The sequence below is a fragment of the Thauera sp. DNT-1 genome (genome assembly GCF_055393985.1).
This window is the reverse complement of sequence record NZ_AP043752.1, coordinates 4,428,524-4,453,091: the sequence shown is the minus strand read 5'-3', so window position 1 is coordinate 4,453,091 and position 24,568 is coordinate 4,428,524. Positions and strand designations below refer to the sequence as shown.

The 24,568-nt window shown below is 64.2% G+C and carries 13 protein-coding genes, 2 tRNA genes, 3 rRNA genes and 1 pseudogene; 8 read left to right on the top strand and 11 right to left on the bottom strand.

Annotated features, from left to right (window positions below):
• Position 1: 1 nt before the first annotated feature.
• Both prsK and ACZ5PP_RS20415 read right to left on the bottom strand, forming a co-directional pair.
• Positions 2-2,071, bottom strand: coding sequence for an XrtA/PEP-CTERM system histidine kinase PrsK (gene prsK / locus ACZ5PP_RS20420; RefSeq protein ID WP_012585095.1), 2,070 nt, complete (start codon positions 2,069-2,071; stop codon positions 2-4).
• 78 nt (positions 2,072-2,149) lie between these two features.
• Positions 2,150-3,535 (bottom strand): TIGR03013 family XrtA/PEP-CTERM system glycosyltransferase, encoded by a 1,386-nt coding sequence (locus ACZ5PP_RS20415; RefSeq protein ID WP_004313763.1) that lies wholly within the window; start codon positions 3,533-3,535, stop codon positions 2,150-2,152.
• Positions 3,536-3,839: 304 nt separating this feature from the next.
• Here ACZ5PP_RS20415 and ACZ5PP_RS20410 point away from each other — a divergent pair, with 304 nt between their 5' ends.
• Together ACZ5PP_RS20410 and tnpC are read left to right on the top strand one after the other, a co-directional pair.
• Positions 3,840-4,289: a MaoC family dehydratase gene (locus tag ACZ5PP_RS20410; protein WP_004313762.1), complete on the top strand. Its 450-nt coding sequence runs from the start codon at positions 3,840-3,842 to the stop codon at positions 4,287-4,289.
• A 483-nt stretch (positions 4,290-4,772) separates the two neighbouring features.
• Positions 4,773-6,095 (top strand): annotated as a pseudogene (gene tnpC, locus ACZ5PP_RS20405) (IS66 family transposase).
• A 129-nt stretch (positions 6,096-6,224) separates the two neighbouring features.
• On the opposite strand, the gene rrf reads toward tnpC, so the two are convergent.
• From rrf to ACZ5PP_RS20375, 6 genes are all read right to left on the bottom strand, one after another.
• A 5S ribosomal RNA gene (rrf, locus tag ACZ5PP_RS20400) occupies positions 6,225-6,338 on the bottom strand.
• Between the two features lie 117 nt (positions 6,339-6,455).
• A 23S ribosomal RNA gene (locus tag ACZ5PP_RS20395) occupies positions 6,456-9,342 on the bottom strand.
• A 289-nt stretch (positions 9,343-9,631) separates the two neighbouring features.
• Positions 9,632-9,707: transfer RNA gene (locus ACZ5PP_RS20390), tRNA-Ala, on the bottom strand.
• 22 nt (positions 9,708-9,729) lie between these two features.
• A tRNA-Ile gene (locus ACZ5PP_RS20385) sits at positions 9,730-9,806 on the bottom strand.
• Positions 9,807-9,877: 71 nt separating this feature from the next.
• Positions 9,878-11,416, bottom strand: a 16S ribosomal RNA gene (locus ACZ5PP_RS20380).
• The 16S, 23S and 5S rRNA genes sit together here with 2 tRNA genes alongside, the layout of an rRNA operon.
• A 567-nt stretch (positions 11,417-11,983) precedes the next feature.
• Positions 11,984-13,384, bottom strand: coding sequence for a hypothetical protein (locus tag ACZ5PP_RS20375; RefSeq protein WP_012585094.1), 1,401 nt, complete (start codon positions 13,382-13,384; stop codon positions 11,984-11,986).
• Positions 13,385-13,584: 200 nt separating this feature from the next.
• Here ACZ5PP_RS20375 and ACZ5PP_RS20370 point away from each other — a divergent pair, with 200 nt between their 5' ends.
• On the top strand, positions 13,585-14,379 hold the full coding sequence (locus tag ACZ5PP_RS20370; RefSeq protein WP_004312322.1) for a thymidylate synthase: 795 nt from the start codon (positions 13,585-13,587) through the stop codon (positions 14,377-14,379).
• A complete protein-coding gene (locus ACZ5PP_RS20365; protein ID WP_004312324.1) occupies positions 14,376-14,870 on the top strand; it encodes a dihydrofolate reductase in 495 nt (164 codons plus the stop codon). Before ACZ5PP_RS20370 ends, ACZ5PP_RS20365 begins: the two co-directional genes overlap by 4 nt.
• Before the next feature lie 93 nt (positions 14,871-14,963).
• On the opposite strand, the gene ACZ5PP_RS20360 is transcribed toward ACZ5PP_RS20365, so the two are convergent.
• The 3 genes from ACZ5PP_RS20360 to apbC all read right to left on the bottom strand — a co-directional run bounded on the left by ACZ5PP_RS20360 (position 14,964) and on the right by apbC (position 19,206).
• The gene (locus tag ACZ5PP_RS20360) at positions 14,964-17,207 is read right to left on the bottom strand and encodes an arginine/lysine/ornithine decarboxylase (protein ID WP_004312326.1); all 2,244 of its coding nucleotides are present in this window, start codon (positions 17,205-17,207) and stop codon (positions 14,964-14,966) included.
• Positions 17,208-17,356: 149 nt separating this feature from the next.
• A complete protein-coding gene (dcd, locus tag ACZ5PP_RS20355; RefSeq protein WP_004312328.1) occupies positions 17,357-17,923 on the bottom strand; it encodes a dCTP deaminase in 567 nt (188 codons plus the stop codon).
• A gap of 191 nt (positions 17,924-18,114) precedes the next feature.
• On the bottom strand, positions 18,115-19,206 hold the full coding sequence (gene apbC / locus ACZ5PP_RS20350; protein WP_004312329.1) for an iron-sulfur cluster carrier protein ApbC: 1,092 nt from the start codon (positions 19,204-19,206) through the stop codon (positions 18,115-18,117).
• A gap of 162 nt (positions 19,207-19,368) precedes the next feature.
• On the opposite strand from apbC, the gene ACZ5PP_RS20345 reads away from it, so the two are divergent.
• The 4 genes from ACZ5PP_RS20345 to ACZ5PP_RS20330 all read left to right on the top strand — a co-directional run bounded on the left by ACZ5PP_RS20345 (position 19,369) and on the right by ACZ5PP_RS20330 (position 24,475).
• Positions 19,369-19,971: an OmpA family protein gene (locus ACZ5PP_RS20345; protein WP_004312330.1), complete on the top strand. Its 603-nt coding sequence runs from the start codon at positions 19,369-19,371 to the stop codon at positions 19,969-19,971.
• Between the two features lie 77 nt (positions 19,972-20,048).
• Positions 20,049-22,250, top strand: coding sequence for a methionine--tRNA ligase (metG, locus tag ACZ5PP_RS20340; RefSeq protein WP_012585093.1), 2,202 nt, complete (start codon positions 20,049-20,051; stop codon positions 22,248-22,250).
• 172 nt (positions 22,251-22,422) lie between these two features.
• On the top strand, positions 22,423-24,114 hold the full coding sequence (locus tag ACZ5PP_RS20335) for a SulP family inorganic anion transporter (protein ID WP_004312333.1): 1,692 nt from the start codon (positions 22,423-22,425) through the stop codon (positions 24,112-24,114).
• On the top strand, positions 24,107-24,475 hold the full coding sequence (locus ACZ5PP_RS20330) for an acylphosphatase (protein WP_370695913.1): 369 nt from the start codon (positions 24,107-24,109) through the stop codon (positions 24,473-24,475). The genes ACZ5PP_RS20335 and ACZ5PP_RS20330 overlap by 8 nt, the downstream gene beginning before the upstream one ends.
• Positions 24,476-24,568 lie beyond the last annotated feature (93 nt).

The following is a 24,568-nucleotide window of genomic DNA, read 5'->3' as shown; positions in this document are numbered from 1 at the left end:
TCTATATGCCCATCGCGGTAGATTGCCCGTCCTCGCGCCGGATGCGGGGGAGTTCGATACTGACGCGGGTGCCGCGCCCGACTTCGCTGTCGTAGTGCAGCGCGCCACCGATCTCCTCGAGGTACTGCCGGGTCTCGTAGACCCCGATCCCCATCCCGCTCGACTTGGTGGTCTGGAAGGGACGGGACAGCCGTTCGCGGACGAATTCAGGACTCATCCCACAGCCGTCGTCCTCGACGACCACGTTCGCCCGCCCGTCCTTCCCGGCAGCGAGACTGAGAACCACCTTACCATCCTGTGCCGTGGCATCCAGTGCATTTTGCACGACATGACCGATGATTCTCTCCAGCCGCTGCGGGTGCGCACTGACCTCCACCGGCCCCGCGGCTGCGCACACGAGCTCGATCACGGGCGACTGGCCACGCTTGGACTCGCACACCGCGCGCAGCAGCGCGGGGAGATCCACCGCGCGCGGCGGGTCGATCGAGCGCTTCTCCTGCAACTGCGTCATCAGCCCGCGCATGCGCGCCTCGACGTTCGCCACCGTATCCAGCATGTCTTGCTGGAACTCGGGGTTGTCGCGGTGGCGCTGGGCGTTCTTGAGCATCAGCGACAACTGGGCGACGAGGTTCTTCAGGTCATGGACCACGAAGGCCGACATGCGGTTGAAGGAGTCGAACTTGCGTGCCTCCAGCAAGGCCTCGGCCGCGAGCATACGGTCCAGATAGCCTGCGGCCTGACGCTGCGCCGTCTTGAGGAGATCGAGGACTTCCCAGTCGATGTCGAAGGGGGTCCGCGGCGAACCCAGTACGACGAAGCCGATCAGGCGCTCGGCGGTCTGCAGCGGGATCACCAGCCATGCCTCGTCGAGCCGTGACAGCCAGTCCGGCAGCACCAGACCCTGGTAGCGTCCGGGCTGCACGCGATACTCCTCGAGGTTGATCACCCAGCCGCTGCGGGCAAGGAACCCGCACAGCGGCGAATCGAGCGCCTCGACCACGTCGATCGGGGGCTGGTTGAAGCGCGAATGCGGCCGGCACTTGCCGTAGGCATCGGCCAGCCAGAGCGACCCTCCAGGGCTCTCGACAAGATCCGACAGCGCCTTGATGACCGATTGACCCAGATCGAGACTGCGGTCGACGGTCGACAGGGCCTGGGTGAAGCGCAACCACTCGCTCCGGTAATCGTAGCGGTACGGAAAGAGGTGCTTGCTGATGAAGACCCGCAGGCGCGCGCGCACGGCGCCCGAAAACAGCAGCGCGCCGAGGACCACCAGGCCGGCGAAGAGCAATGCCATCTGCAGTGCGCGCCCCCAATCGCCGCCGAAGAAGCGCACGTAATAGGCCGCAGCGGCGATCACGAGCAAATAGAGGCCGGCGCCGGCGAGCGCGGTCGAATGGAAGACGATCTCGCGCGATACGGACATCCGCAGGGTCCATGAGGGACTGCGCGTCCCCGCGATTGCGATCAGCGGGATGAGCAGGGCGTGCGCGATGCCGCGCGCTGCCCAGACATCCGCATCGATGCGCGAGAACAGGAGGGCATCGGCGAAGAGGTACAGTTCGAAGATGTAGCCCGCCGCCAGCGCGAGGCAAAGCGGCTTCAAACCCCAGCGCGAGACGGCGGGCATGCCCCGGTAGAGCTGTTCCACAAGCATCAGGCCGACGATCGCGTGCATCAGCCAGGCACCGATCGCCGGCGCGATCGGCAACCCTCCGGTGACGCCCGCCGACTCGAGCGCGAGCGCGAGCACCTGCGCCACCACCACCGCGAGCGCCACATACGCCGGCCAGCGCATCCACCGCCCCCACAACGGGCGGGACAGCACAATCAGGAACACGTACCAGGCCGCGCCCCTGAGCAGATCGAGCGCGACGGCGAGGGCACCGGAAAACGGCCAAGCGCCCCTGGCCTCGAGCGCCGAAAGACCCGCCCACAGACCGGAAATCGCCACGGCCGCGAACAAGGCCCCACCCGGCAGCGCGCCCCGCCACGCGAGGAAGATGTACAGCGCGAAGATGAGGAAGGCTACGGCCGCAACCCCATAACTCCAGATCGCAACCTCAAGCACGCCCCTCTCCCCTGTCACGCATTCGTGCGAACTGCGCCGTACCCCCGTCCAAGCGAGCCCGCAGTCTCACGCGGCCGCTCAGTGCGCGCCTTCACCGGTCAGGACGACCCTCACCGTCTCGAAGAGGACAAGGGTATCCAGGATCAGCGAGTGGTTCTTCACGTAATACAGATCGTACTGGAGCTTCTCCGCGGCATCGTCGACCGAAGCCCCGTACTGGTAACGAACCTGCGCCCACCCGGTGACGCCGGGCTTGACGCAGTGCCGCACCGCATAGAACGGAATCTGCTGGGTAAGCTGGTCCACAAAATAGGGGCGCTCCGGGCGCGGGCCGACCAGACTCATGTCGCCCTTGAGCACGTTGAACAGCTGCGGAAGCTCATCGATACGCAGCTTGCGGATGAAACGCCCGACGCGTGTCACTCGATCGTCGTTCGAAGTCGCCCACCGCGGCTTGCCGTCCTTCTCGGCGTCACGCCGCATGCTGCGGAACTTGATGACACGGAACGGCTTCCCACCGCGTCCCACACGCTCCTGCGAGTAAAAGATCGGCGCGCCATCCTCCAGCAGGATCAACAGCGCAGTGAGCACCATGATCGGCAAGGCCACGAGCAGGAGCGCGGTCCCGACGACGAGGTCGAAACAACGCTTGACGAAGGTTCGCGTCCAGCCTTGGCGGAAGCCGTCACCATAGATCAGCCAGCTCGCCCGCAGCGAATCCAGCCTCACTTGCCCCTGCACGCGCTCGAAGAAGGTCGACAGATCGAGGATGCGCGTTCCGAGCAACTTGCAGTCCAGCAGTTCGCGCAAGGAGAGCACTCCCCCCCGACGTTCGCGCACCGCGACGATCACCTCGTCCACACGCAGGTTGCGCACCACCTCCAGCAAGCTGCCCGGTGGCAACACGGCGTGCTGCTCCACCTCGACCCGTTCGTTTCCCCCCACCGGAAGAAAGCCGACCACTTCCACGCTGCGCTGCAGCGGACGGACCAGGTCCTGTTGCACCATGCGCGCGTCACGGCCGGTACCCACGATCAGCACGCGCGGCACGAAAAGGGCAGAGGCCTGGCGCTGATTGACCAGCCCGCGGACCAGCAACAGCGAACAGAGCAACAGCAATACGCTGAGCTGCAGGGAGTGCGGGGCAATTTCGGACCACGGCAACAGCCCGAACACGAGGTAGGCCACTGGTACGCTCACGGTCAGCGACAGGGCGACGCGCGCGAAGGTCTGCCGATGGGAACGCTGATACACCGGTCGGTACAAACCCATCGCCGCATTGAGGGCGATCATGCTTGCAGCGAAGGTAAGCGCCGATGGAATGCAGATTGCCCAGTCGACCGCGCTTGTCGGCGTCACGAGTACCGCAACCGCTGCAAGCACCACCGCAAAAAGCGTCAAGGCGTCGAACAGCACCTGCTGCAGGGTGTGCGTGGGAAGGTAGTGGCTGAACACCTTCAGCATCGAGGGGCCTCTGCATGTGTTGGGAAGGGTCGGAACCCTGGGCGCCGGGAGTGCTTATCGCGGAGGGATCGCCCGGCTCCTGATCGTGCCTAAGCTTAGACAATCACCGGCAGGACACCTGTGACTCACTTCACGGCGAGGGCGGGTGGAGCAAACCGCCTCGAGCACACCGAGCAAAATCGCACGAAACGCCCGCCTGGCCTTGCGGCAAATGCGGCAGCGCAGCATCCAAGGTTGATTTTAGCATGCGAAGCTTGTAGCGTCGGTCCGTTACCGGAGCACCGTTTCACACAAGGAGAAGTACATGACTCAAGCTCAACGCGATTTCAGCGAAGTCTACGGCCTCAGTTTCGAGGACCTTCACATTGGCCGTACCGCCTCGGTCTCACGTACGGTGAGCGAGGCCGACATCCTGATGTTCGCCGGCGTATCGGGCGACACCAACCCGGTCCATCTGGACGAGGAGTTCGCTGCGAGTACGATGTTCGGCGGCCGGATCGCCCACGGAATGCTCTCCGCCGGCCTCATCTCGGCCGTCTTCGGCACCCGCCTGCCCGGCCCCGGCTGCATCTACCTGTCCCAGAGCCTGAAATTCAAGGCGCCCGTCAAGATCGGTGACACCGTTGTCGCGCGTGTCACCGTCAAGGAATTGAAGGCAGAGAAGCGCCGCGCGGTTTTCTCGACCGTCTGCACAGTTGGAGACAAGGTGGTCATGGATGGCGAGGCTGAAATCCTCGTACCGGCGCGCACCTGATCGAGCATGCCCTCGCCTCGCGCGGCTCCCTGCAGAGGCCGTGCGAGGCACCTGCAGAAATCTCGCCACCCAGCTCTAAGCCCCCGGCGAACCCACCTTCCGCCGTCTGCTTATCCCATTGAAGATCGTGTCCATCAAGTTCGATGGTGGACACGATGGATGTGGTTATCCCGCGCCGGAGTCGGCGCACGCACAGCGAAGCCTTCAAGCAGTCTGTGGTCTCGGCCTGTCGTGAGCCCGGCGTCTCGGTGGCCGGCCTGGCTCTGGCCAACGGCCTGAACGCCAACCGGGTCCACCGCTGGATGCGCGAGCGCGGCATCGAGCCACCGAGTCCTCGCAAGCCGCTCTGCGCTGAACGCCCGCCATTGGCTGAGCCGGGCTTTGTAGCCGTGCAGGTGGCTCCCGCCGTCGAAACGTTGGCGATCCGCCTCGAAGCGCAGCGTGGCAACGCCCGCATTGAGCTCGAATGGCCGCTCCAGGCCGCTGCCCGCCGACCTCGATCAACTGGATGCCGATGCCTTGCGCCACCTGCTCATCGGTCAGGAGCGCGAGCTCGTGTGGCGCCAGACCAAGATCGAGCGGCTCACGCATGAGCTGGCGCTGCACAAACGTCATCTCTCCGGCGTGAAGGCCGAGCGCCTCTCCACCGAGCAGGCGCAACTCTTCGAGGAGACCGCCTAGGCCGCCCTGGCGGCGATGAGCGAAGAGCTCGAGCAACTTTAACCGGATACCAGCAAGAGCCAGCAGCCCAAGGGACAGGCCCGGCGCATCCGTTGCCGCCCGAGCAGCCGCCCACCGAGATCCATGACGAACCCTACTCGACCACCTGCGCCTGCGGCTGCCAGATGCGCCGCATCGGCAAGGACGTTGCCGAGACGCTCGACTACACCCCGGGCCACTTCACCGTCGAGCGCCACATCCGGGACAAGTGGGCGTGCGATTCATGCGAGACCCTCGTGCAGGCACCCGTGCCGGCGCACATCATCGACAAGGGCATCCCGACTGCCGGGCTGCTCGTCCAAGTGCTGGTCGCGAGGTATCAGGACCTTTTGCCACTCTACCGGCAGGAAGGCATCTTCGGTCGGGCCGGGTTGGCGATCCCGCAATCGCCGCTGGCCCAGTGGGTGGGCCAGAGCGGCGTGCATCTGCAGCCGCTCTGGTCGATGCGCCCAAGGCCGGCGTACTGGCGCACCCCGTGCTGCACGCGGACGCCCCCCGGTGGTGATGCTCGACCCGGGTGCGGGCAAGACGCACCGCGCCTACCTGTGGTCCTACGGCGTCGGGGCGTTCGGTCCGATCAAGGCGGTGGTCTACGACTCCGCCGACAGCCGCGCAGGCCGTCACGCCCAGGCATTCCTGGGTGAGTGGCGCAGCACGCTGATCTGTGACGACTACGCCGAACCCAGGGGCGCTGATCGCCCTGCGCGTGAAGGAAGCCGGCTGCATGGCGCACGCGCGGCGCAAGTTCTTCGATCTCACCACCCAAGAGAAGAGCCAGGCGCTCGAAGCCGTCGGTGAGCTGTATGGGATCGAACGTGAGGCAGCCGAACTGGACATCGACGCCCGGCAGCGCCTACGGGACGTGAAGGCCCGCCCCCTCCTTGAACGCCTGCATGCGCGGTTGCTCGCGCGGCGCACCCAAGTGCCCAACGGCTCGGGCATCGCCCGCGCCATCAGTCGGCGCAGCTCAACGGGCACGGGCCCTTTGCGTACCTGAAGGATGTGCTCGAATGGCTGCCGACGCAGCCCCATAGCCGGATCGGGGCGCTGCTGCCGCATCGCAGGCAGCCGGCCGCCTGCGCATGAGCGACACGACAAGATGGGTTTGCCGGGTGCTTACGACGGATCCGCGGGGGCTCAACCCCTGCGTTCTGCGTAGACGGCACGACGCCCCAGGCACGGATGTGTGCGTGGGGCGTTGTGTTGGTGTGGTTAGTCTGACGATGACCTACTTTCACGAGGGCGGACCTCACTATCATCGGCGCATGTGCGTTTCACGGTCCTGTTCGGGAAGGGAAGGGGTGGTTCCACACAGCTATGGTCGTCAGACTTTGACTTGTTGCCTGCGTGGTTTGCAGGCCAAAGTTAGGAAGAAGTGTTGTGTGATTGTCTGGTTGCGTTGTTTTGGCAACCAGGGGGTTGAGTTCGTTTTGTTTTGAAGGTTATAGGATCAAGCCACACGGGCAATTAGTACCGGTTAGCTGAACGTGTTGCCACGCTTACACACCCGGCCTATCAACGTTGTGGTCTTCAACGACCCTTCAGGGGGCTCGAGGCCCCGGGGAAGTCTCATCTTGAGGCGAGTTTCCCGCTTAGATGCTTTCAGCGGTTATCTCTTCCGCACATAGCTACCCGGCGATGCGACTGGCGTCACAACCGGTACACCAGGGGTGCGTCCACTCCGGTCCTCTCGTACTAGGAGCAGGCCCTCTCAAACTTCCAGCGCCCACGGCAGATAGGGACCAAACTGTCTCACGACGTTTTAAACCCAGCTCACGTACCACTTTAAATGGCGAACAGCCATACCCTTGGGACCGGCTACAGCCCCAGGATGTGATGAGCCGACATCGAGGTGCCAAACTCCGCCGTCGATGTGAACTCTTGGGCGGAATCAGCCTGTTATCCCCAGAGTACCTTTTATCCGTTGAGCGATGGCCCTTCCATACAGAACCACCGGATCACTATGACCTGCTTTCGCACCTGCTCGACTTGTGGGTCTCGCAGTCAAGCCACCTTTTGCCATTGCACTATCAGTACGATGTCCGACCGTACCTAGGTGACCTTCGTACTCCTCCGTTACCTTTTGGGAGGAGACCGCCCCAGTCAAACTGCCCACCATGCACGGTCCCCGACCTGGATTCACAGGCCTGGGTTAGAACCTCGACGACACCAGGGTGGTATTTCAAGGTTGGCTCCACCGGAACTGGCGTCCCGGTTTCAAAGCCTCCCACCTATCCTACACAAGTCCCGTCAAAGTCCAATGCAAAGCTACAGTAAAGGTTCATGGGGTCTTTCCGTCTAGCCGCGGGGAGATTGCATCTTCACAAACATTTCAACTTCGCTGAGTCTCAGGAGGAGACAGTGTGGCCATCGTTACGCCATTCGTGCAGGTCGGAACTTACCCGACAAGGAATTTCGCTACCTTAGGACCGTTATAGTTACGGCCGCCGTTTACCGGGGCTTCGATCAAGAGCTTGCACCCCATCACTTAACCTTCCGGCACCGGGCAGGCGTCACACCCTATACGTCCACTTTCGTGTTTGCAGAGTGCTGTGTTTTTAATAAACAGTCGCAGCCACCGATTCTCTGCGACCCCGTTCCGCTCCGGCCGCGAGGGCCTTCACGTACCAGGGGCATACCTTCTCCCGAAGTTACGGTATCAATTTGCCGAGTTCCTTCTCCTGAGTTCTCTCAAGCGCCTTGGTATTCTCTACCAGCCCACCTGTGTCGGTTTGCGGTACGGTCACTCTTAGACTGAAGCTTAGAGGCTTTTCCTGGAAGCTGGGTATCACTCGCTTCGGATCCGAGGATCCTCGTCATCACGCCTCATCTAAGCCACGCGGATTTGCCTACGCGGCACGACTACACGCTTAAACCACCTATTCCAACAGATGGCCGAGCTAACCTTCTCCGTCCCCCCATCGCATCTAAGAGCGGTACAGGAATATTGACCTGTTTCCCATCGACTACGCATTTCTGCCTCGCCTTAGGGGCCGACTCACCCTGCGCCGATGAACGTTGCGCAGGAAACCTTGGGCTTACGGCGAGGGTGCTTTTCACACCCTTTATCGCTACTCATGTCAGCATTCGCACTTCCGATACCTCCAGCATCCCTTACGAGACACCTTCGCAGGCTTACGGAACGCTCCCCTACCACGTGTCAAAGACACATCCGCAGCTTCGGTTCATGGCTTGAGCCCCGTTACATCTTCCGCGCAGGACGACTCGACTAGTGAGCTATTACGCTTTCTTTAAAGGATGGCTGCTTCTAAGCCAACCTCCTAGCTGTCTATGCCTTCCCACCTCGTTTGCCACTTAGCCATGCATTTGGGACCTTAGCTGGCGGTCTGGGTTGTTTCCCTCTTGACACCGGACGTTAGCACCCGATGTCTGTCTGCCGTATATCACTTTGCGGTATTCGGAGTTTGCTATCGCGGGGTAGATCGCAATGACCCCCCCAACGATTACAGTGCTCTACCCCCGCAAGTGTCCGTACGACGCACTACCTAAATAGTTTTCGGGGAGAACCAGCTATTTCCGGATTTGTTTAGCCTTTCACCCCTATCCACAGCTCATCCCCTAACTTTTCAACGTTAGTGGGTTCGGACCTCCAGTACCTGTTACGGCACCTTCATCCTGGCCATGGATAGATCATCCGGTTTCGGGTCTACGCCCAGCTACTCTGACGCCCTTATCAGACTCGCTTTCGCTACGCCTCCCCTATTCGGTTAAGCTCGCAACTGAACGTAAGTCGCTGACCCATTATACAAAAGGTACGCAGTCACCCCTTTCGAGGCTCCCACTGTTTGTATGCATGCGGTTTCAGGATCTATTTCACTCCCCTCCCGGGGTTCTTTTCGCCTTTCCCTCACGGTACTGGTTCACTATCGGTCGATCACGAGTATTTAGCCTTGGAGGATGGTCCCCCCATCTTCAGACAGGATTTCTCGTGTCCCGCCCTACTTGTCGCACGCTCAGACCCGCCACCGGCTTTTCGCATACGGGACTATCACCCTGTATCGTCGGACTTTCCAGACCGTTTTGCTAAGCTGATGGTTTAGTCGTGCAGGCTCTTCCGTGTTCGCTCGCCACTACTTACGGAATCTCGGTTGATTTCTTTTCCTCGAGCTACTTAGATGTTTCAGTTCGCTCGGTTCGCCTCTACACACCTATGTATTCAGTGTGAGATGACCCTTGCGGGCCGGGTTTCCCCATTCGGACATCGTGGGATCAATGCTCTATTGCCAGCTCCCCCACGCTTTTCGCAGGCTTACACGTCCTTCATCGCCTGTGATCGCCAAGGCATCCACCACATGCACTTAGTCGCTTGATCCTATAACCTTGGACCCTCTTCGATGTTGCCATCCCGAAGGCCCGCGTACAGGAACGAACTCGTTTGTGCGATCCAGCCTGCGCTGACAAGCTCAGCCTGGATCGATGCAATCACACAACTTGCAGTACGCACCGGCTCGGTACGTACTACACTTCTTCCACTTTGTTAAAGAGCAAACCTCTACGCGCGACAGCCGAAGCTGCCGACCAAGAAGTAAGAGATGACGACGCCACGATCTTCGAGCGCCATCGACATCTCTTACTTCTCGAACCTGTTGCTTGGACAGTCCTGGTGGAGCTGGTCGGGATCGAACCGACGACCTACGGCTTGCAAAGCCGCCGCTCTCCCAGCTGAGCTACAGCCCCCCTGTCTCGAGCAACCCTTGATTGGTGGGTCTGGTTGGGTTCGAACCAACGACCCCCGCCTTATCAAGACGGTGCTCTAACCAGCTGAGCTACAGACCCTCATCCGAGGCTCTTCTCGCCTGAACAACCGATAAGTTGTGGATACTTGGCCATCATGGCCTGATCTCTTGAAAGGAGGTGATCCAGCCGCACCTTCCGATACGGCTACCTTGTTACGACTTCACCCCAGTCATGAATCTCACCGTGGTAAGCGCCCTCCCGAAGGTTAAGCTACCTACTTCTGGTGAAACCCACTCCCATGGTGTGACGGGCGGTGTGTACAAGACCCGGGAACGTATTCACCGCAGCATGCTGATCTGCGATTACTAGCGATTCCGACTTCACGTAGTCGAGTTGCAGACTACGATCCGGACTACGATCGGCTTTAAGGGATTGGCTCCACCTCGCGGCTTGGCAACCCTCTGTACCGACCATTGTATGACGTGTGAAGCCCTACCCATAAGGGCCATGAGGACTTGACGTCATCCCCACCTTCCTCCGGTTTGTCACCGGCAGTCTCACTAGAGTGCCCAACCAAATGATGGCAACTAGTGACAAGGGTTGCGCTCGTTGCGGGACTTAACCCAACATCTCACGACACGAGCTGACGACAGCCATGCAGCACCTGTGTTCTGGCTCCCGAAGGCACCCTCGCCTCTCAGCAAGGTTCCAGACATGTCAAGGGTAGGTAAGGTTTTTCGCGTTGCATCGAATTAATCCACATCATCCACCGCTTGTGCGGGTCCCCGTCAATTCCTTTGAGTTTTAACCTTGCGGCCGTACTCCCCAGGCGGTCGACTTCACGCGTTAGCTGCGTCACTCAGTGCATTGCTGCTCCGAACGACTAGTCGACATCGTTTAGGGCGTGGACTACCAGGGTATCTAATCCTGTTTGCTCCCCACGCTTTCGTGCATGAGCGTCAGTACAGGCCCAGGGGGCTGCCTTCGCCATCGGTGTTCCTCCTGATCTCTACGCATTTCACTGCTACACCAGGAATTCCACCCCCCTCTGCCGTACTCTAGCCTTGCAGTCACAAACGCAGTTCCCAGGTTAAGCCCGGGGATTTCACATCTGTCTTACAAAACCGCCTGCGCACGCTTTACGCCCAGTAATTCCGATTAACGCTCGCACCCTACGTATTACCGCGGCTGCTGGCACGTAGTTAGCCGGTGCTTCTTAGTCCGGTACCGTCATCCATGGCCTATGTTAGAGACCACGATTTCTTCCCGGCCGAAAGAGCTTTACAACCCGAAGGCCTTCTTCACTCACGCGGCATGGCTGGATCAGGCTTGCGCCCATTGTCCAAAATTCCCCACTGCTGCCTCCCGTAGGAGTCTGGGCCGTGTCTCAGTCCCAGTGTGGCGGATCATCCTCTCAGACCCGCTACGGATCGTCGCCTAGGTGAGCCTTTACCTCACCTACTAGCTAATCCGACATCGGCCGCTCCAATCGCGCGAGGTTCCGAAGAATCCCCCGCTTTCCCCCTCAGGGCGTATGCGGTATTAGCGTAGCTTTCGCTACGTTATCCCCCACGACATGGGCACGTTCCGATGCATTACTCACCCGTTCGCCACTCGCCGGCAGGCCGAAGCCCCCGCTGCCGTTCGACTTGCATGTGTAAAGCATGCCGCCAGCGTTCAATCTGAGCCAGGATCAAACTCTTAAGTTCAATCCAGCAAAGTACTCAAAATACTGACTTACATCAGCATGAGCACCAATCATTGTGATACCTATGCGACCAAAGTCGCCGACCACAACAACCAAGCACCCACACTTATCGGTTGTCCAAGTTTTTAAAGAATCGCTGCGTTGCCGCAGCGAAGAAGCGAGATTATGTAGAACCTACATCGCCCTGTCAAGCATCTCGCGAATCTTTTTTGCGCCGCCCCGCCAAAAACACGGAACAACAAGACCCGCAACACCCGACTGCCTCTCCCTTCCCGCCCCGCTGCGCCTGAACTCAAGCACCGCTGCGCTGGAAGAGGTGCGCATTATAGACAACCAAATCCTGACGTCAAGAAAAAAACAACAAAAAACCTCTCCGACCAATCCAGGAACACCCGCACCAGCACACCAGCCGCAAGCACCACGCCGCGCAAAACCACAGGCCATCCACGCCAAGCACACTCGACCTGCGTCGCCCTCGCACGACGCCAACCAAAGAAATCCCCGCCCCCCCCCTTGCATCCGACAACCGCGAACGGCCGGTCGGATCGGCCAAGGAGCGCCTAAGGACTTACAGAACCTGGAACACCTGCAGTTGATAACCGGCTTCGCGCCGGAGAACACCGAGCGAGCGTAGTTTATGGACCGCCCCCGCGGTCTTGACGAAGACCGGCTCGGCGAGCGCAGGCGCATTGGCGGGCATCAAGACGCGCAAGGCCTCGCCCTTGCTCGGGAGATCGCACAGGATGCCGTCCACGCTGGCGCGACCGTCATCGATCACGCCGAGCGTCGGACTGCGAGCCAGCAACTCGATGCCCAGACCCGCGTGCGCAGCCCACATGCGCAACCGGCGCACGATGCCAAGCTGCCAGCCTTCGCCGTCCACGAAATGGATGCCGAGGAGTTCACCGATGTCTGGCCACGCGCGCGTCGGGTCGCTGTTGGCGACAATCTGCAGGCCGCTGCGACTGAAATCGACCACCCTCCAGTTTCGCGGCACCGGCAAGGGCTGCCCGCCGATCACCGCGGCACAGGCGTGCAATCCCCGCGCGATATCTGCGCTCGCCTCCTGGGCGTAACGGCGTCGTGTGCGCACCGGAGGGGTATGCGACCACTGCATGCGCAGGTATTCGACGGCTGCGCGGGCATGCTCGAGTGGCAGGCGCCCGAACGGAGCGGGCACGATCGAGCGCGCGAGCTGCCTCGAGAACTCGGTCAGCAACTCCCCCGCCGCCCACGGGGCGAAACGCCACTCGCCATCCCGGTGCTTGCCCATCTGGCGCACCGGGATGGTTCCCTCCTCGGGGATGACCACATACTGCGGAACATCCGCCGCGCGCCGATCGAGGGAGAGAAACGGAAGGCAAATATCCACCACGTGCCCGAGCGCGACGCCCATCTCGAGCTCGACCTGATCGAGGTTGATGCTGTAGTGGGCGACCGCGCGCAGGTATTCGCGCCCGATGCTGTGCAAGTCTCCGCCGACGACGCTGTCGCGGGCCTGCGGCGAGGAAGAGAACAACTGGCCGATGCGCCCCCAGAGCACCTCCTCGGGGCCGAAGCGATCGCAGGCGGACCACTTCAGCGCCTCGACCACGCTGCTCGCGAGACGCAACCGGATCTCTTCGGAGGCGGCCACCGAGTTCGACGGCGAGAGACACCAATAGCCATCGCACACTGCCATCCAGGCATCCCGGACCCCTGCGAGCCAACGCACCCACCACGCGTGGTCACGCTCGGGCGCGGCGCCTGCCAGAGCGCGCACCCCGACCGGCGCCGAGCGCTCGACTGCTTCACGCAAGGCGTCGTCGAAGCTGGACACCACATGCAAGCCCGCGACCTCCGTCTTCTGGCTTCCCGGTTTGTACAATGCCCGCAGCGTCGCAGTCGCCGCCTCCAGGCCCGCGACCGGGTTGCCTCCACCAGCGAGCACACCGGCAGGCGTGTAGTCGAGCGTCCTGGGCTGGTCCAAAGGGCTTTCTCCGCACAAACCGCGCCCTGCCTGTGTTCCCCAGGGAAAACAGGCGTCGCACGAAAGATTTCGTCACATTCTGAACCAGCGTCCACGGCGATGTCCACCGCATACACGCCGGGACGAAGCGATCGTATCGCCACCGCCATCACAGATCCTTCGCCCTGCACAGTAGAATCTCGCCTTTTCCGGGAGCGACGATGCGACAGTACCTCGACCTGATGCGCCATGTGCTCGAGCACGGCGACCCCAAGACCGACCGCACCGGCACCGGAACCCTGTCGGTGTTCGGCTGGCAGATGCGCTTCCGCCTGCAGGACGGTTTTCCGCTCCTGACCACCAAGAAGCTGCACACGCGCTCGATCATCCACGAGTTGCTGTGGTTCCTGCAGGGCGACACCAACATCCGCTACCTGAGAGAAAACGGCGTGTCGATCTGGGACGAATGGGCGGACGCCGACGGCGAGCTTGGCCCGGTGTACGGCAAGCAGTGGCGGCGCTGGGAGACCGCAGACGGGCGCAGCGTCGACCAGATCGCACGCGTCGTCGAAAGCATCCGGCGCACCCCGGATTCGCGCCGCCATCTCGTCTCGGCATGGAATCCGGGCGAAGTCGACGCCATGGCCCTGCCGCCCTGCCACGCGCTCTTCCAGTTCTACGTCGCCGGCGGTCGCCTGTCGTGCCAGCTCTACCAGCGCAGCGCGGACATCTTCCTCGGCGTGCCCTTCAACATCGCCTCCTATGCCCTGCTCACCCACATGGTGGCGCAGGTGTGCGAGCTCGAAGCGGGCGATTTCGTGTGGACCGGTGGCGACTGCCACCTCTACAGCAACCACCTGAGGCAGGCGCGGGAGCAGCTCGAGCGCGCCCCGCGCCCCCTGCCGACGCTGCGCCTGAACCCCGCAGTGCGCGACCTCTTCGGCTTCCGCTTCGAGGACATCGCGCTCGAAGGCTACGACCCGCATCCGCACATCAAGGCCCCGGTGGCGGTATGAAGAAGCCCGAGATCGTCCTCATCGCCGCGGTCGCGCGCAACGGCACGATCGGCCGCGATAACGAGCTGCCCTGGCGGCTGAAGGCCGACCTGCAGCATTTCCGTGCCCTCACCCTGGGGCACCCGATCCTGATGGGGCGCAAGACCTGGCAATCGCTCGGCCGCCCGCTGCCAGGACGGCGCAACCTCGTGGTGAGCCGTACGCCGGATTACCGTGCCGAAGGCGCCGAATGCTTCGCCGACCCCGCGGCCGCGATCGCCGCGGCCGGCGAGGCCCAGACACTGTTCGTGATCGGCGGCGCCCAACTTTACGCCCAGCTGCTTCCCCTCGCCGACCGCCTCGAGCTCACCGAGGTGAAAGCCGACGTCGAGGGCGATGCGCACTTCCCCGCCGTCGATCCGGCGCGGTTCGTCGAGGAGCGTCGCGAGACACACCACGCCGACGCCGACAACGCCTTCGACTTCGATTTCGTGCGCTACTGCCGGCGCTGAGCCCGACGGCCGCGCCGACTGCCCTGCCGCAGAAACGACAAGGGCCGCATCGCGCGCCCCTCGTCATTCGACACCCCCTGCGGCGGGAGCGGCTCAGCCCTTCACGCAATCCACGTGGTAGCGCCCGTCCTCGCCCTTGACCAGGCCGTGGATGTCGGTCTCGAAGCCGGGGAAGCGGGCGTTGAAGTCGCGCGCGAACTTGAGGTAGCGCACGATCGTCGCGTTGAAGCGCTCGCCCGGGATCAGCAGCGGGATGCCCGGCGGATAGGGCGTGACCAGCATCGCGGTGACGCGGCCCTCGAGCTCGTCGAGCGCCACGCGCTCGATCTCGCGGTGCGCCATCTTGGCGAAGGCGTCGGCGGGCTTCATCGCCGGCACCATGTCCGACAGATACATCTCGGTGGTCAGTCGGGCGACGTCGTTGGCCTTGTAGAAGCTGTGGATCTGGTCGCACAGATCCTTGAGCCCGACGCGCTCGTAGCGCGGATGCTTGGCGATGAATTCGGGCATCACGCGCCACAGCGGCTGGTTGCGGTCGTAGTCGTCCTTGAACTGCTGCAGCTCGGTCACCATCGTATTCCAGCGGCCCTTGGTGATGCCGATGGTGAACATGATGAAGAAGGAGTACAGGCCGGTCTTCTCGACGATGATGCCGTGCTCCGCGAGGTACTTGGTGACGATCGCCGCCGGGATGCCGGTGTGTTCGGCGAAGTCGCCGTCCATGTTCAGGCCCGGGGTGATGATCGTTGCCTTGATCGGGTCGAGGATGTTGAAGCCCTCGGCCAGGTTGCCGAAGCCATGCCAGCGCTCGCCGGCCTTCAGCGTCCAGTCGTCGCGCTCGCCGATGCCCTCCTCGGCCAGGTACTCCGGCCCCCAGACCTGGAACCACCATTCGTCGTCGCCGAATTCGGCGTCCACCTTGCGCATCGCGCGACGGAACTCCACCGCCTCGGAGAGCGATTCATTGACCAGTGCGGTGCCGCCCGGCGCCTCCATCATCGCCGCCGCCACGTCACAGGACGCGATGATCGCGTACTGCGGCGAGGTCGAGGTATGCATGAGGTAGGCCTCGTTGAAGATGTCGCGGTCGAGCCTGCGGGTCTGCGAGTCCTGCACCAGGATCTGCGAGGCCTGGCTGAGTCCGGCGAGCAGCTTGTGGGTGGACTGGGTGGCGAACACCATCGACTCGCGGCAGCGCGGACGATCGGCGCCGATCGCGTGATAGTCGCCGTAGAAGTCGTGGAAGGCGGCGTGCGGCAGCCAGGCTTCATCGAAGTGCAGGGTGTCGATCTCGCCGTCGAGCAGCTCCTTGATGGCCTCGACGTTGTACACCACGCCGTCGTAGGTCGACTGGGTGATGGTGAGGATGCGCGGCTTCTTGTTCTTCGCCTCGCGCGCGAAGGGGTTGGCCTCGATCTTCTTGCGGATGTTCTCCATTGAGAACTCCTCCAGCGGGATCGGGCCGATGATGCCGTAGTGGTTGCGCGTCGGCGTCAGGAACACCGGCACCGCGCCGGTCATGATGATCGAGTGGAGGATGGACTTGTGGCAGTTGCGGTCGACGACCACGATGTCGCCGGGCGCCACCGTGGTGTGCCAGACCATCTTGTTCGACGTCGACGTGCCGTTGGTGACGAAGTACAGGTGGTCGCAGTTGAAGATGCGCGCCGCGTTGCGCTCCGAGGCCGCCACCGGCCCGGTGTGGTCGAGCAGCTGGCCGAGTTCGTCGACCGCATTGCACACGTCCGCGCGCAGCATGTTCTCGCCGAAGAACTGGTGGAACATCTGCCCCACCGGGCTTTTCAGAAAAGCAACGCCACCCGAGTGCCCCGGGCAGTGCCACGAGTACGAGCTGTCGGCCGCGTAGTGCACCAGCGCGCGGAAGAAGGGCGGCGCCAGCGAATCGAGATAGTTCTTCGCCTCGCGCACCACGTAGCGCGCGATGAACTCCGGCGTGTCCTCGAACATGTGGATGAAGCCGTGCATCTCGCGCAGCACGTCGTTGGGGATGTGGCGCGTGGTGCGCGTCTCGCCGTGCAGGAAGATCGGGATGTCGGCGTTGCGGAAGCGGATCTCGACGACAAACGCGCGCAGGTCGGCGATCGCCTTGGCCGAGGCCTCGGGCGAGGAGAACTCCTCGTCGTCGATCGACAGGATGAAGGTCGAGCCACGGCTCTGCTGCTGCGCGAAGGACGTCAGGTCGCCGTAGCTGGTGACGCCGAGCACTTCCATGCCCTCTTCCTCGATCGCCTTGGCGAGCGCGCGGATCCCCAGTCCCGAGGTGTTCTCCGAGCGGAAGTCCTCGTCGATGATGATGATGGGGAAGTGGAATCTCATCCTGGTCGTCTCCAGCGGGTCCGTGCGGGCCGGGTAAAGCCGGCAGTGTACTCCGGCGAAGATTGCCCGCGCGTTACCGAAATTGGTTCGAAAAAGCACAAGGGGCCGTCAGGCGGCCCCGTGGAGGAAGGTCGGCGAAGCGAAGGCGCTCAGATCTTGGGCAGGGTGACGCCGGTCTGCCCGAGGTACTTGCCGCCGCGATCCCTGTACGAGGTCTCGCACACCTCGTCCGACTCGAAGAACAGCATCTGCGCCACGCCCTCGTTGGCGTAGATCTTCGCCGGCAGCGGCGTGGTGTTGGAGAACTCGAGGGTCACGTGGCCTTCCCACTCGGGCTCGAGCGGGGTGACGTTCACGATGATGCCGCAGCGCGCGTAGGTGCTTTTGCCCAGGCACACGGTCAGCACGCTGCGCGGAATGCGGAAGTACTCGACCGTGCGCGCGAGTGCAAAGGAGTTCGGCGGGATGATGCACACGTCGCCGGTGAAGTCGACGAAGTTGCGCGCATCGAAGTCCTTGGGGTCGACGATGGTCGAGTTGATGTTGGTGAAGATCTTGAATTCGTTCGCCACGCGCACGTCGTAGCCATAGCTCGAGGTGCCGTAGGACACGATGCGGCCGGTGTCGTTGCTGCGCACCAGTTCCGGCGCGAAGGGCTCGATCATGCGGGCCTGTTCGGCCATGCGGCGGATCCACTTGTCGGACTTGATGGACATGGGCGCGTCTTCCGGCGGGTTGCGGTGCGGGCGGCGGAGGCCGTCCGTGAAAAGCCGCGTAGTGTAAGGCAGGCAAGCGGCGGACGAAAGGCGGAGGGAAAACGAATCGCGGCCGGATCGCGCGAAGTTGGCGCACGGCGGGCACGCTCGACGTGCGCGCCCGCCGCTACGGACGGGCGCGGCCTGCGCAATCAGGCGGACTTGAACACGATGTTGGGGAACTTGTGCGTCATGTCCTTCGAGCGCTCGGCGATGCGCACCGCCACCTTGCGCGCGATCTGCTTGTAGATCGAGGCGATGCGGCCATCCGGATCGGCGACCACGGTGGGCGCGCCGCTGTCGGCCTCGGTGCGGATCTGGATGTCGAGCGGCAGCGCACCGAGGAAGGGCACCTTGAAGTCCGCGCACATCTTCTCGCCGCCACCCTGGCCGAAGATGTGCTCCTCGTGGCCGCACTTCGAGCAGATGTGGATGCTCATGTTCTCGACCACGCCGAGGATGGGCACGCCCACCTTCTCGAACATCTTCACGCCCTTGCGCGCGTCAAGCAGCGCGATGTCCTGCGGCGTGGTGACGATCACCGCGCCGGTCACCGGCACGCTCTGCGACAGGGTGAGCTGGATGTCGCCGGTGCCCGGGGGCATGTCGATGACGAGGTAGTCGAGGTCGTCCCAGGCGGTGTCCTTGAGCATCTGGTTGAGCGCCTGCGTGGCCATCGGGCCGCGCCACACCATCGGCGTATCGGGGTCGATCAGGAAGCCGATCGACATCGCCTGCAGCCCGAAGGCCTGCAGCGGGGTCATGGTCTTGCCGTCCTCCGACACCGGGCGCTGGTCGCCGATGCCCAGCATCTGTGGCTGCGAGGGACCGTAGATGTCGGCGTCGAGCAGGCCGACGCGGGCACCTTCGGCCGACAACGCGAGCGCGAGGTTCACCGCGGTCGTGCTCTTGCCCACGCCGCCCTTGCCCGAGGCCACCGCGATGATGTTGCGCACGCCCGGCAGCAGCTTGACGCCCTGCTGCACCGCGTGCGCGACCACCTTGCTAGACACCGTCACGGCGACGCGCTCCACGCCCGGCAGCTTGGCCACGGCCTCGCTCAGCAGCGCGCGGATCGGATCGTGCTGGCTCTTCGCCGGGTAGCCGAGCTCGACGTCGAAGCGGACCTCGCCACCCTGCACCGACAGGTTGCGGATGCTGCGCCCCGCCACGAAATCCTTGCCGGTGTTGGGATCGATCACCTGCTTGAGCGCTTCGGTTACGGTTTGCTGATCAAGACTCATCGCGTTTTCCTCGAAAATCGGTGCACCCGCCGCCGGGTGGAAGCGGCAGAATCATACCGGAGCGCAGCGCCGGACTCATCCGCGTTCTGCGCAGGGTTTCTCGCCCGCCCCCGCACCCGACCCCGTTCGACGAATTTCCCGCGCGCCGCATGCAGGCGCCACATGCACATGACTTTGCGCAATTCCCGCCACAGACCCGGCTTCCCGACGGCCCTCGTGTCCGCCACCCTGCTCGCCGGCCTCCTCGCCGCCTGCGCCAGCCCTGGCGGCAATGGCACGGCCACCGACGCGATCCACCGCCATGCGCTGGTGCGGACCGCACCGCCCGAACCGTCCTGGGCCGCACTTCGCGAGCAGCTCGCCAAGGCCACCACCGGCCTCGCGGGAGTCGAGATCGGCAGCGCCGGCGACACGGGCTTCCGCGTGCAGATCCCGGTCGCCGACGGCTTCGCCAGCGGCAGTCCGGCAATCCGTCCGACGCTCGGACGCGCGCTCGACGCGCTCGCGCCCGCGCTCGCGGCCGAGGCCGGAGTGGCGGTGCGGGTGGTCGGCCACACCGACAGCCAAGGCAGCGAGATGGTCAACCTGCGCCTGTCGATCGCGCGCGCGGAGGCAGTGGTGGCGTGGCTGCGCGAGCGCGGCATCGCCCTCGACCGCCTCGCCGCCGACGGTCGCGGCGAGGCCGATCCGCTCACGTCCAACGCCACCGAGGAAGGCCGCGTGCGCAACCGCCGCATCGAGCTGATCCTCTCGCGCATGCCCTGAGCGCGCGCCACGGCGCGGCATCGCGTGCCGCTTTGCTAAACTCTCGACTTTATCCGGCACCGGTTCCCGCACCCATCATGTCCCGCAAGCTCCTCGTCACCAACGCCCTGCCCTACGCCAACGGCGACATCCACCTCGGCCACCTCGTGGGCTACATCCAGGCCGACATCTGGGTGCGCTACCAGCGCATGCGCGGCCACTCGGTGCACTACGTGTGCGCGGACGACACCCACGGCACGCCGGTCATGCTGCGCGCCGAAAAGGAAGGGCTCACGCCCGAGCAGCTCATCGAGCGCGTGCACGGCGAGCACCTGCGCGACTTCACCGCCTTCGGCGTCGCATTCGACAATTACCACTCGACGCACAGCGCCGAGAACCGTTTCTATGCCGAGGACATCTACGCCAGACTGAAGGCGGGCGGCCTGATCGACACACGCTCGATCGAGCAGTACTACGACCCGGTCAAGGAGATGTTCCTCCCCGACCGCTTCATCAAGGGCGAGTGCCCGAAGTGCGGCGCCCCCGACCAGTACGGCGACAACTGCGAGGCCTGCGGCGCGGCCTACGCCCCCACCGAGCTCAAGAACCCCTATTCCGCGGTGTCCGGCGCCAAGCCGGTGCTGAAGACCTCGGAGCACTACTTCTTCCGTCTGTCGGACGAACGCGCGGTCGCCTTCCTGCGCGAATGGACGCGCGGAACCAACGCCGCCGGCGAGCGCCGCCTGCAGATGGAAGCCGCCAACAAGATGAAGGAGTGGCTCGGAGAAAACGCAACTGAGGAAGGCGAGAACACGCTCTCCGACTGGGACATCTCGCGCGACGCACCCTACTTCGGCTTCGAGATTCCGGGTGCGCCGGGCAAGTACTTCTATGTGTGGCTGGACGCACCGATCGGCTACCTCGCCAGCTTCCGCAACCTCGCTGCCAAGCGCGCCGCCGCGGGCGAGACGATCGCCGTCGAGGACTACACCGACGCCGCCCGCGCCGCCGCGGCCGGCACCGAGATGGTGCACTTCATCGGCAAGGACATCCTCTACTTCCACGCCCTGTTCTGGCCCGCGATGCTGAAGTTCGCCGGCTACGCCACGCCCAGCCGGCTGTGCGTGAACGGCTTCCTCACCGTCGACGGCGCCAAGATGAGCAAGAGCCGCGGCACCTTCATCACCGCGCACTCCTACATCGCGCAGAAGCTCGACCCCGAGTGGCTGCGCTACTACTTCGCCGGCAAGTCGAACGGCACCATGGAGGACGTCGACCTCAACCTCGACGACATGATCGCCAAGGTCAATTCCGAGCTCGTGGGCAAGTTCGTGAACATCGCCAGCCGCTGCGCCGGCTTCATCGGCAAGCGCTTCGACGGCCGCCTGGGTGAGGCCGACGCCGCCGCCTGTGCCGAGTTCGCCGCCGCCTGGAGCGAGGGCCGAGTCGCCACCGCGTTCGAGGAGCGCGACTACAGCCGCGCGCTGCGCGAGGTCATGCGCTTGGCCGACCTCGCCAACCAGTACGTGAACGACCACAAGCCCTGGGAACTCGCCAGGCAGGAAGGCCAGGAAGCCCGCCTGCACACGGTGTGCAGCACCGCGCTGACCATGTTCCGCGACCTCACCCGCTACCTGAAGCCGGTGCTGCCGGCGCTCGCCGCGCAGGTCGAAACCTTCCTCGCCATCCCGGCCATGGACTGGCAGGGCGACTGGGCGGCGCTGCCTGCCGGCCATGCCATCCAGGCCTACAGCCACCTGATGACCCGCGTCGAGCGCAAGCAGATCGACGCCCTGCTCGAGGCCAACCGCGAGTCGCTCGCCCCGGCGACGGCGGTGCCCGCGAAGACAGACGAGCCTGCCAAGGACACCGAGGCGGCGTCCTCGCAGCAGCGCCACGCCGAGAAACAGCAGCATTCGGCCCAGGCTGCGGAGACCGCCTCGCCGCATATCACGATCGACGATTTCACCAAGGTCGAGCTGCGCATCGCGAGGATCGTCGATGCCCAGCACGTCGAAGGCGCCGACAAACTGATCCGGCTTGCGCTCGACATCGGCGAGGCCGACGAGTCCGGCAACCCGAAACCGCGCCAGGTCTTCGCGGGCATCAAGTCGGCCTACGACCCGGCGACGCTCATCGGGCGCCTGACGGTGATGGTCGCCAACCTCGCACCGCGCAAGATGAAGTTCGGCATGAGCGAGGGCATGGTGCTCGCCGCCTCCGACGCTGCCGGCAGCACGCCAGGGATCTTCCTGCTCTCGCCCGACGCCGGCGCGCACCCCGGCATGAAGGTGAAGTAAGCCGCACCGAGTCGCCGTCATGCCGCTCACACCCTCGAAACGCTGGATCGTCCTGCATCACGCCGGCCGAGGGTGACCGTCTCCGTGCTCCGCGCCGCCTGCCTGCCCTCGATGGCGGCGGCGCCGCCCGGGCCTCGCGCCCCGTCCTGAACCAGTACGCAGCGGAGACAACATGAAACTCGACTTCCGTCCCAAGCTCTTCGACACCCTGCCCGGCTACAGCCGTGCGACCTTCGTCGGCGACCTCTCCTCGGGCATCACCGTGGGCGTGCTCGCGCTGCCGCTCGCGATGGCGTTCGCGATCGCCAGTGGCATGTCGCCTACCGCGGGCATCTGGACCGCGATCGTCGCCGGCTTCCTGATCGCCTTCCTTGGTGGCTCCAAGGTGCAGATCGGCGGGCCCACCGGCGCCTTCATCCCGATCATCTACGCCATCGTCGCCGACCTCGGCGTGCAGAACCTGCTCATCGCCACCATGATGTCGGGCGTGCTGCTGTTCGCCATGGGCGCGCTGCGCCTGGGCAACATGATCCGCTTCATCCCGCTGTCGGTCGTGATCGGCTTCACCAACGGCATCGCGGTGGTGATCTTCATCTCGCAGATCAAGGACTTCCTCGGCCTGCAGATCGCCGACCTGCCGGGCGAGTTCTTCGCCAAGATGGGGGCGCTCGCCGCGGCGCTGCCCACGCTGCACCTGCCCACGGTGGCGGTGGCGCTCGTGTCGCTCGCGATCCTGGTGGCGTGGAACCGCCAGGCCGTGAAGACCGCGTGGATGCGCCGCCTGCCCGGCCCGCTCGCGGTACTGATCATCCTGACCGCGATCAACGCCCTGATCGCGCTCCCGGTCGACACCATCGGCAGCCGCTTCGGCGGCATCCCGCAGGAAATTCCCCCCTTCGGCCTGCCGGAACTGAGCCTGTCCACGCTCGGCAAGCTGATCGCGCCGGCGATCACGATCGCGCTGCTCGGCGCGATCGAGTCGCTCCTCTCGGCGCGCGTCGCCGACAGCCAGATCGACGACCGCCACGACCCCAACCAGGAGCTGATGGCGCAGGGCATCGCCAACGTCGCCGCGCCGCTCTTCGGCGGCTTCGCCGCCACCGGCGCGATCGCGCGCACCGCGACCAACATCCGCACCGGCGGACGCACCCCGATCGCCGGCATGATCCACGCCGGCGTGCTGCTCGCGATCGTGCTCGCGCTCGCCCCGCTCGCCAGCCACATCCCGCTCGCCACGCTGTCGGCGATCGTGGTCATCGTGTCGATCAACATGGGAGAGTGGCACGCCTTCGCGCCGAAGGAGCTCGCGCGCTACTCGCTCAACTACCGCACCATCCTGCTCGGCACCTTCTTCATCACCGTGGTGTTCGACCTCACCCTGGCGGTCGAGATCGGGATGGCGCTCGCGAGCCTATTCTTCATCTACCGCATGTCCGACCTCACCCGCATCGACCGCGTGCCACTGGAAGACTTCTATGGCGTCGAAGCCTTGTCCCACCCCGACGGCACGCCGCGCATCGTCGCCTACAAGCTCAAGGGCAGCCTCTTCTTCGGCGCCGCCAACAAGCTCGAGAACCTGCTGCTCGGGCTGCCCGGCCACCCCGAGGTGGTCGTGCTGGACCTCGACAAGGTGATCAACATCGACACCACCGGCCTGGACATCCTGCAGACCCTGCACCGCAACCTGCAGAAGCGCGGCGCCCACCTCGTGCTGTGCGGACTCAACTCGCAACCCGGCTCGATCGTGTTCCGCTCGGGCTTCAGCGACAAGCTCGGCGACGACAACATCGCCGCCAACCTCACCGAGGCGCTGATCCGCGCCCAGCGCCTGAGCGGGCGCGAGCCGGAGATCGCCTATGCCTGAGCGGAAATCGCCCACGCCTGAACAGCACTCGAGCATGCCCGACGGGAAATCACCGCTGCCCGCTGCAAGCGCGCCGGCGGCGGACGCCATCGCCCGCCGCCTGCGCATCCACGGCAGGGTGCAGGGCGTCTGGTATCGCGGCAGCGCGACCGCCGAGGCGGCGCGCCTCGGCCTCTCGGGCTGGGTGCGCAACCGCAGCGACGGAACGGTCGAGGCGCTCGCGATCGGCCCGCTCGTCAAGGTCGAAACCTTCGTCGCCTGGGCCCACCGGGGCCCGGAGAATGCGCGCGTGTCGCGGGTGGAGGTGTTCGAGGCCGAACTCGAGCGCCTCACCGGCTTCGAGCAGCGTCCGACGGTTTGAGCACAGCCCGACCCGAACGAAGCGCCCTCGACTTCCGCGACGGCGACGCGGCGCGCCCGTTGCGCGCCGTGGGAGTTCATGCGCTGTGATCGC